This window comes from Candidatus Latescibacter sp. (assembly GCA_030692375.1).
Lineage (GTDB): Bacteria > Latescibacterota > Latescibacteria > Latescibacterales > Latescibacteraceae > JAUYCD01.
In genome coordinates this window covers 1-9093 of record JAUYCD010000056.1, presented here as the reverse complement: position 1 = coordinate 9093, position 9093 = coordinate 1, and the positions used below count along the sequence as shown (strand labels likewise).

Annotated in this window: 8 protein-coding genes and 1 pseudogene; 4 read left to right on the top strand and 5 right to left on the bottom strand. The window is 49.5% G+C overall.

Annotated elements, in window-relative coordinates; all coding sequences use genetic code 11:
* The 4 genes from Q8O92_03785 to Q8O92_03770 all read right to left on the bottom strand — a co-directional run.
* Positions 1–850, bottom strand: an 850-nt coding sequence (locus Q8O92_03785) for a hypothetical protein (GenBank protein ID MDP2982432.1), incomplete at its 3' end; no start/stop codon positions are given.
* A gap of 81 nt (positions 851–931) precedes the next feature.
* Complete coding sequence (locus Q8O92_03780) at positions 932–1321, bottom strand: endonuclease domain-containing protein (GenBank protein ID MDP2982431.1); 390 nt, start codon at positions 1319–1321, stop codon at positions 932–934.
* An 80-nt stretch (positions 1322–1401) separates the two neighbouring features.
* Positions 1402–3471 carry a heparinase II/III family protein gene (locus tag Q8O92_03775; protein ID MDP2982430.1) on the bottom strand — a complete coding sequence of 690 codons (2070 nt, stop codon included), beginning with the start codon at positions 3469–3471 and terminating at the stop codon, positions 1402–1404.
* Positions 3472–3698: 227 nt separating this feature from the next.
* A complete protein-coding gene (locus tag Q8O92_03770) occupies positions 3699–5753 on the bottom strand; it encodes a heparinase II/III family protein (GenBank protein ID MDP2982429.1) in 2055 nt (684 codons plus the stop codon).
* A 306-nt stretch (positions 5754–6059) separates the two neighbouring features.
* Here Q8O92_03770 and Q8O92_03765 point away from each other — a divergent pair, with 306 nt between their 5' ends.
* The 3 genes from Q8O92_03765 (at position 6060) to Q8O92_03755 (ending at position 7528) form a co-directional block, all read left to right on the top strand.
* A complete protein-coding gene (locus Q8O92_03765; GenBank protein MDP2982428.1) occupies positions 6060–6398 on the top strand; it encodes a type II toxin-antitoxin system RelE/ParE family toxin in 339 nt (112 codons plus the stop codon).
* A gap of 17 nt (positions 6399–6415) precedes the next feature.
* On the top strand, positions 6416–6691 hold the full coding sequence (locus tag Q8O92_03760) for a helix-turn-helix transcriptional regulator (protein MDP2982427.1): 276 nt from the start codon (positions 6416–6418) through the stop codon (positions 6689–6691).
* Positions 6692–6928: 237 nt separating this feature from the next.
* Positions 6929–7528, top strand: coding sequence for a DUF2179 domain-containing protein (locus tag Q8O92_03755; protein MDP2982426.1), 600 nt, complete (start codon positions 6929–6931; stop codon positions 7526–7528).
* A gap of 626 nt (positions 7529–8154) precedes the next feature.
* Here Q8O92_03755 and Q8O92_03750 read toward each other — a convergent pair.
* Positions 8155–8313 (bottom strand): annotated as a pseudogene (locus Q8O92_03750) (sigma factor-like helix-turn-helix DNA-binding protein).
* Between the two features lie 367 nt (positions 8314–8680).
* Here Q8O92_03750 and Q8O92_03745 point away from each other — a divergent pair.
* The coding region (locus tag Q8O92_03745; protein MDP2982425.1) for an MBL fold metallo-hydrolase at positions 8681–9093 on the top strand (413 nt) is incomplete at its 3' end.

Here is a 9093-nt window from a genome sequence, read left to right as displayed (position 1 = left end):
CGATGAACCGGGAGAGCACCATGCAGTCCGGCTCCACACGGGTCGAAGCGAAGATGGTGGGGTATTCCTGGATGAAATTAGCCGAATCGAAGGGTCTTACATTGATGTTCTGCCCGGTATACCAGTTGAAACAGGAGGTTTCCTTTCCGAGCGCCGCCCGGGTGCGGACGAAGTTAAGCCGGAAAGTGTGCCCCGCCTGCGGCAGGCCGCCGATGTGCTCCCAGGGGATCGCCATCTCCATGACATAGCAGTCGCCGGGGAACTTCACCGCGCTCTCCCAGGGGCAGCTCCAGGAATCGTCAATGATGTAGGGCGTATGCGACCTGACCTTGTAAACCCTTGCTTCTGTGCGTACATTTGTGGGGGTGATCGTGAAACGACGCATGGTTCGCACTGCATCGTTTGCGTTCATGTAGTCGAGCCGCTGGAGATAAGGAGAGTAGTAGGGCGTCTCCGGCCTTGAGAAGAGGGAAAACTCGCAGGAATCACCCGCGAGCGCTGAAGCCTTTTGCGCCTCGGATTCGTTCCCATGCCCCGCAAGCCCTGGTTCATCGCACATAAAGGCAAGGTAAAGCATCCGGTCATCGAAGGCGAGCTTCACCTTTGTTCCTGCTTTAGGAATGCGCTCCGGGTCGGCATCTACCCGGAAGCCGTCGAGGGCACCCGCACGTTTCCAGAACGGCTCTTCGAGGACTCCGTCGATGCGGCAGTTTTCGGTGATTTTCGGGATGGTGAAATCGTTTTTCACGGGGGCTGGTTTCGGTTGGGCGGTGTTCCCCGCAGAGGAAAGACCGATAAAAGCGAGAGCCGCCAAGATGAGAAGGGTGCGGAGAGGGTGTTTTCGGGTCATTGAGGTTCCTTTTTTACCTCACCCCCGGCCCCTCTCCTAGTCAGGAGAGGGGTGACTCGATTACGCCTATCGTACCCTCTCCTAATTAGGAGAGGGTGGCCGAAGGCCGGGTGAGGTTAGAGCTATTTTTATTTTATCCAGCACTTTTGCAATCGAATTCAATATCTGCTCATTACTGAATCTCAAAATCTGATATTGTCCAATTTTAAAAATATCTTCCCGGAATCGATCGTATTCAATGATATCATTTTCCCTATGAATGCTTCCATCAATTTCGATAATCAATTTCTTCTCCGGACAATAAAAATCCGCTACAAAATGATATTCGCCAAGAGCAAAAGGAACCTGGCGGCGGAATTTGGTATTGTTCTGTTTCCGGCTTCGTAATGCGCGCCACAGGATTTTTTCTGTATCTGTCATGTTCCGCCGCAGAAATCGGGCAGTTTTCAGTACGGGAGTATTTCGGGACATAACACGTCTTTCGGAGAGGGTAAAATAAGGTTCGTAACGAGTCACCCCTCTCCTGGCTAGGAGAGGGGCCGGGGGTGAGGTTATTCCATCACCAGCCCTTCCGCCCCTTTCCTGAACCGGTATTCGTACTTCCTGCCGCCCTTTTCGAAGGTTAGTACAAGGTTTCCGGCGGGGTCAAAAGTTCTCTTCGTTGACTTTATCACCTGTTCGGATTCGCCGTCACCGCTCACCGGTACAATTATCGTCGCGAGCACGGTTCTTTCACTGCCCGCCCTGGTCACTGTCCCAAAATAGGGCACCCAGCGGAAACTGGCGTTCCTCTGCGCCATCATGATGGCATGCTTGCCTGGGCGCAGTGTGAAATCACCCTCCAAAACGGGTATCAGCGCCATTTCACTTCCGCCGGATTTCAACGATACGTACTTTCCCTTGACCGTCTGCTGGGCGGATGAATGGAACCGCGCCTCGATTTCCGCACCCGGGGCAGAAGCGACCTCGTCCACCACCACGGTGATAAGGGGTTTTTCTAGGATGATATGCCGCCGCCAGCTTTTCAGCTCTTTCCCCGGATAAGCGCCGGTCGGATCGAGGAGCGCGTAGTCTCGGTTTTTCCCTGGCCGGAACTCTACTATCCGCCCGCCGATGCTCTCGTTCCAGGGCTGGTCTTTCAGTTTGCTGCAGAACTGCTGCTCGCCGTTCACCAGCACCACATTGTGGCCGATGCTCGCCGCAAGGGGATAGTCCCAGCGGTCTTTGTCGAAGTAAGCCTTGTCATATCCGGCGCTGCCGTGGTCGCAGATGAATTCCTGCCCATTCCAGGAGAGGGTGAAATGCCCGGCGTCCAGATGGCCGTGATGCGGATCGTTGTTCGGCCCGCACTTGGCGGCGATCACTACCTTGTCCGGGTCGATGAAATCGCTCCGCATGATGACCCAGTCCACTGAGCGGAAACGGATGGATGTTTCCGGGGGAAGTGCTGGCTCAAGAGTGCTTTTAGGTCGGATACAGCCCAAGAGACTGGCGGGTCGCTCCAGTCCCAGGTTCTTCATGAGCCAGGCGGCCTGACGGTTTCCGGTCTCCGCCATGAGCTGATTGAGAAGGGAATAATTACCGACTCCACCTCCGCCTGAATCTCCGAAATGCACCGAATGTCCGGGCGGTATCTGGCAATAGAGGAGGGTTTTCACCGCATCGTTCAGCCGTGGATGACGGTACAGATTGCATTGGCCTCCGGTGGCCCGCTTGAGCACATCGGCGAACCTTAGCGATTCATCGAGCATGTAGGACATGTAGCTGACCCCTTCCGCCCAACCGCCGTCACCGACCTGGTCGAGAACCCTGCCGATACGGTTGTATGATTCGGCGATGACATCGGTAAGCTGGGGGTCTTCGGAGAGGAGCGCTATGGAGGCGATCCCCAGGCTGGAGTTCAGAACCGCGCACCAGTTACAGCGGTAGGCCGCCGCCCACCAGTGGTAATCGTAGTTGCCACGCACCCGGAGGATGGCCTTTTCCAGGAGAGCGCCCCGGATACGGTCACGCTGGCGTTTTTCCAGCGCCGGATAGAGCCAGTCGTACACCGCGGCGATATCGAACACCAGGTGATCGGTCCACTGGGCGTAGCTGAAAACCACCTGGTCATCTCTCGCGCCCCAGGGCCAGACCCGGTCATAGATCACCGGAAATTCATGTGCGCCATGCACCCAGGTAGGCTGGTCGCAAACTGCGTCGATGAACTCGAACGCCTTTTCCGCATACTTTTTTTCGCCGGTCATCTGGTAGACGAGCGCCAGGGTATAGGCCAAATTGGTGTTGTCGGTGAGATACTGTTCAAACACATAGGAGGCCTCGAATCGCGGATTTTTAGACCTTTCCGGGGCAGCAGCGGAAACGGGGGTATAGAGCAGGCGGTTAGCCTCTGCGGTAAGCCTCTGCATGAAATCGCTGCACAACGGATCGGTTTTGACCCGTTCCTTGAGCGCATCACGTTCCTCGACTGAAAAATAGACATAAGGGTGGCGAAGGTCTTTAAGGAGCCCTTTCTCGATATCCCGGGATGTTACATCGGAATAAATGCTTGGTGATAAAATGAGCAGGGACAGGATAAATATTAAGGTATAGAGAGGGATGTTTCTTAAGCAGGATTTCATGCGACACTTCCCCTTATGGAAAGACTCAAAGAACACTATGGGACGTAAAATGTTATTGCGTTTCTTTCAAAAAGATGCAGAAACAAGTCCAAAACCAACGTATAACACGTGCACTTCGACAAGCTCAGTGCCCGGTCAGCGGACTCCGAGCCTGTCGAAGAGTCCGCGTCATCCTGAACTCGTTTCAGTATCTATCAACATTTAACTCTGTTACTCTGCCACTTTTTTTATTCCATCACCAGGCCGTCGGGACCCTTCTTGTACTTGTAGGTATAGGTCTTTCCGCTCTTGGCGAAGGACAGGGTGTAGTTCCCGGAGCCGTCGAAGGATTTCCTGACCGATTTGACAATCCCCTCCGCCTCGGCGTCGTTTGCCACCGGCAGGATGACAGCGGCCATGACCGTGTCCTCCTTCGTGGCTTTCAGCACGGTGCCGATATAGGGGACCCATTTGAAAGCAGCGGTTTTTTGCACCGCAAGGATGGCGTGTTTCCCGGGCCTGAAGGAAAATTCGTCCTCCACCACCGGAATCAGCGCCATGTCGCCTTTCCCGCCTTCCAGGAGCATATAGCCCTTTTTCGCCCGCTGGGTCACCTCAGAATGGAACCTTGCCTCGATCTCCGCGCCGGGAGCGGATTTCACTTCATCCAGCACCACAGTGATAAGCGGTTTTTCCAGAGTTATATGACGCCGCCAGCCTTTCAGTTCTCTGTTCGGATAGGCATGGGTCGGGTCCATGAGGGTGTAATCACGGTCGTTGGAGGTGCGGAACTGGAGTACCCGGCCGCCGATACCCTCTTTCATGGGCTGGTCTTTCAGCTTGGCGATGATCTGCTTTTCGCCGTTCACGAACACAACGTTGTGGCCGATACTGGATGCCTGGGGATACTCATACCGTATTGCATCGAAGTATTTTTCATCGTATGCGGAGTGCCCCGATTCGGCCACATATCCCTGGCCGTTCCAGTAGAGGATGAAATGCCCGCAGTCCAGGTGGCCGTGATGGGGATCGTTATTGAACCCCGCCTTGCAGGCTACCATCACTTTCCCCGGATCGGTGAAATCGCTCCGCATGACCGCCCAGTCGATCCCCCGGAAGAGGAGCGAAGTCTGCCTTGGCAATTCCGCCGCAACGCTGCTTTTCGGCCAGAGGATGTCGAAAACATCGCCGCCGCTCCTCATGAGATTCTTGCTGAACCAGGCCGCCTCACGGCTCCCCGTTTCCGCGGCCAGCTTGTTGTAGAAGAAGCTCGCTCCGACCATGCCGCCGCCGGAATCCTCAAAATCCACTGTTTTGTTGGGCGGAATGTAGCAGTAAAGCGGGAAATTGACCGTATTGGTCTTCAGCCGGGGGTGATTGAAAAGGTTGTACTGCCCGCCGGTAAGCCGTTTCAGCGCATCGGCGAAATAGACCGAGGTATGGACGCCGTAATACCAATACCCGCAGCCTTCCTGCCAGCCGCCGTCCTGGTCGATCTGGCCGAGCATGTTGCCGATGCGGTTATAGGACTCCGCGACAACATCGGTGAGCTTCGGATCCTCGGTCAAAAGCGCCAGTGCAGCCAGCCCCAGCCCGGAATTGCACACTCCGCACCAGTTGCAGCGATATGATACCGCCCACCAGTGGTATTCGTAGTTACCGCGCACACGGGTGATGGCTTTTTCCAGGAGCGCGCCGCGGATACGGTCCCGCTGAGGTTTGTCCAGGCCGGTATAGAGCCAGTCGTATACAGCAGCCATCATGCGGGCTGTGTCGCCGGTCACATGGTCGAAGGTGAAATTAACCTGGTCGTCGGGAACATTCCAGGGCATGACCCGGCTGTAGATGATGGGGAACTCGTGCGCCCGGATCACCCAGGTCTGGAGGTCGCAGACCGCCTCGGCAAACTCGAACGCTTTCTGGGCGTATTTCCGGTCGCCGGTCATCTGGTAGACGAACGCCAGGCTGAACGCCGCATTGCGGTTGCTGTAGTAATAGTTGTCGTATTCGCCGTTGCTGTAATACCGGGTGTTTTTCTCCTCCATAGGCGCCTGGGGATTGACCGGGGTGTAGAGGTAGCGGTTGGCTTCCGCCAGCATACGCTCGATGATGTCACGGCACTCCGGGTCGTTTTTTATCCGCTCCAGGATTGCGGGCTTTTCCTCTCCGGTGAAATACAAGTAGGGATGCTGCAGGTTTTTGTTCAGGGCTTTCTGGATGTCCTGCGAAGTGATTTGAGCCTGGAGTACCGGGGCTGAAACGGCGAGGAAAAATACAAAAAACAGGGCTTTTTTCAACCACATATTCTGTCAACCTCCTGTGAATGAGAACGAATGGGATATTGTTCCTCTATATTATAGCAAGAGACATGAAAAAGCAAGAATGAAGGGGGGAAAAAGCAAGAATGAAGGATAAAGGATGAGAAGATAGTCCGAAGTCCAAAGCCCCGAAGAAAAGAAATCAGATTCAGATTTTCTTCTTCAATATTATGCTGTGCTTTGGATTAGATTTTTTCTTGACATGGAATAACCTTTTGTTTATATAAGAAGAGTAATTGATGATGATTTATTTTCAAGGGTTCGGTATTGATATAGAAAAACTGTTGACAAATGTGGGAACTTCAATTTTATAAAACCCAGTCTTGTTTCTGTCCTGTTGAAGAATTCTTGGATTCATTGCCAGGGAAAACAGCACAGAAGGTAGTTTGGGTTTTGAAACTAATTGAAGAAATCGACATAGTTCCCACAAAATACTTCAAAAAAATTGACGGAACTGATAATTTATGGGAGATCAGAATACAGAGTGGTGGAAAGTCAATTCGATTGTTAGGCTTCTTTGCTAAAAAGAATTTACTTATCCTGAATCATGCATTTATCAAGAAAACACGTAAAACTCCGATGAAACATATCAAATTAGCTGAAACTCGAAAACGGGATCATCAAAAATAAAACGGGAGTAAGATACTATGAGTGATGTAAAAAAATATATTGGAAAACGCAAAAAAGCAGACAAATCTTTTAACGAAGGATTTGATGCAGGATACGAGACATTTAAAATAGGCGTTTTATTAAAACAGGCAAGAGAAGAGGCAGGGCTGACACAACAGCAGATTGCTGAGAAGCTGCATACTAAAAAATCAGCTGTTTCACGGATGGAAAACCATGCCGAAGATATTCGCTTGTCAACTCTCGAAAAGTTTGCTTCAGCACTAGGCAAGAGAATGGAAATTGCAATTCGTTAAAATAGGGCTCTTCTCCAAAACGAATCGATGAATTTCAAGGTGCAAAATGAGATAGCTCTTTGTGAGGCAGCTCACTAAATCCATCTTGAATACAATCCCCCGTTTCCTCTTCTTTTTACCTTCTGATTTTCGTATTTTATACACTTGTTTTCGTGTTTTCCTCAAACTTGTCTTCCCGTCTTTCTTCGCGAACTTTGCGAGATGTCTCTATTTTTAAATTTCAGAGGATACCATTCTATGGACTGGCCGGTATTTTTTAACTCGAATACTTTTATCTATGTCATACTGCCTATCCTGATTTTCTGCTCACGGATCGTGGATGTGAGCATCGGAACCATGCGGGTGATTTTTGTCACCAAGGGCTACCGCTGGCTGGCGCCCTTCTGCGGCTTTTTCGAGGTGCTTATCTGGCTTATTGCGGTGACCCAGATCATGAAGAACCTCTCCAATGTATTCTGCTACATCGCCTATGCGGGAGGTTTCGCGACAGGCAACTTCGTCGGGATGTACATCGAGCAGCATATGGCGCTGGGTACCGTTCTTATCCGGGTCATCACCAAAAACGAGGCGCAGGAGCTTCTGGACTATTTCAAATCCCGCAATTACGGGGTGACTGTAGTGGACGCCGAAGGCCTGTTCGACAAGGTGAAAATTCTGTTCACCGTCATCAAGCGCTCCGACATCCCGGATGTGATCGATTCCATCAAACGGTTCAACCCCCAGGCGTTCTACACCATCGAGGATGTCCGGTTTGTGAACGAAGACTCCTACACCCTGCGTAATCCCCTCGGGGAGAAAAAGAAAGGCTGGTTTCAGGATATCAGGAAGTGGAAGTAGGAAAAAAGAGAAGGATGAAGGATGAAGCAGCGGATTACGGGGTATCGGTGCAAAAAAATCGGAGGTCATGAAAAGCAGGGAAGATATGCGGGAAGAAAAAAGTCAAACGACTTCATAAAGGGAAATTATTGAAACGGAGGAAATAGAGAATATGGCAGAAATTGCTTGTATTACTTGGAGTTATTGAAGAATGTAAAATTCAAAAAGGTTCATTTATCTGATGAAAGGTGAACCTGCCGGAACGATAGTATAAAAAAGTGGGTTTGTCAACAAAATTTTGTCTAAAAGAGGCTATTTCAAGCAATAACATTTCCAAGATTAATGAGCAATGGGACAACTGCATCCTCAGACCGTTTGAATCCAATATTCCTCACACGTCCCGCATCCATCGACAGCCCGACAATCTACTAGCACGGCTTCCCCTGCCACATATTGGGCGATCTGCTCAGCCCGGGAAACAGTTGTAAATTTCATTTTGCTCGCTTATGATGCCGATAACTGCAAAGATCATAAACCATCTGAATTCCGGCGCAATGAAGTTTTAATGGGTATTCATAATCGTAGGGTATTTTTAGAACATCAAACGTTGGAAAAACTATGATCCTTTTACTAACATACCATCAGGATCAATGTTCGGGGACGAGATCAATAAAATATGTTCTTAATTTTTTACTTCTACTCTGATGCCTGAGACGACTCAATGCCTTCTCTTTAATCTGACGCACACGCTCGCGCGTTAGCTTGAATATCTTGCCGATATCCTCAAGTGTTAATCCGCCATGCAGAAAATACTTGTAAAAGGACTTTGAATATGTAATATTGATTTATCATCAAGCTTGTTGCGAATTTTAACTACTCATAATTTTGATATGGGGAATATCAGAATAATATATTATATTATTAAAAAAGGTGGAAAAAATCTAAAATTAGGTTAAGATCTGTGTCAGCACGTAGTGCTGATTTATATGCCCTTGATAGCAAAAAGATAACATATTTCAATTCCGGGGTATGTGAAAACACTCTTTCACAGCTCCCTTAAATAAGTTTTTGTATTTCCAATAGTAACTGTTTAATAAATACGATTCTTTCCCAGAATATGGAGGAATAAGTAATCAGTTAAAAACGGAATACCTCACCGATAGGAGTGTATCCATGAATCGCAATATAAACTTCAACCTCAATTATGACCAGCCAATAAAAATTGCTGATGATGTTTATTGGGTTGGATTCTATGACATGGAATTAAACCTGCATTGTAATCCTTATCTTATTATCGATAATGGCGAGGCGGTATTGATTGACAGCGGAAGCCGCCCCGATTTTCCCACTGTCTTAATGAAAATACTTCAGACCGGTATCTCGCCTAATCAAATCAAAGCATTGATTTATCATCATTATGATCCCGATCTTTGTGGGAATATCCCCAGTTTTGAGGACATTATAGGTGCGGATAATTTACAGCTAATATCCGCCAAAGAAAATATGCCTTATATTCGTCATTATTCTGTTTCTTTTCCGCTTATAACGCTTGAAGAATCGGGATTCCGCTACTCTTTTACATCCGG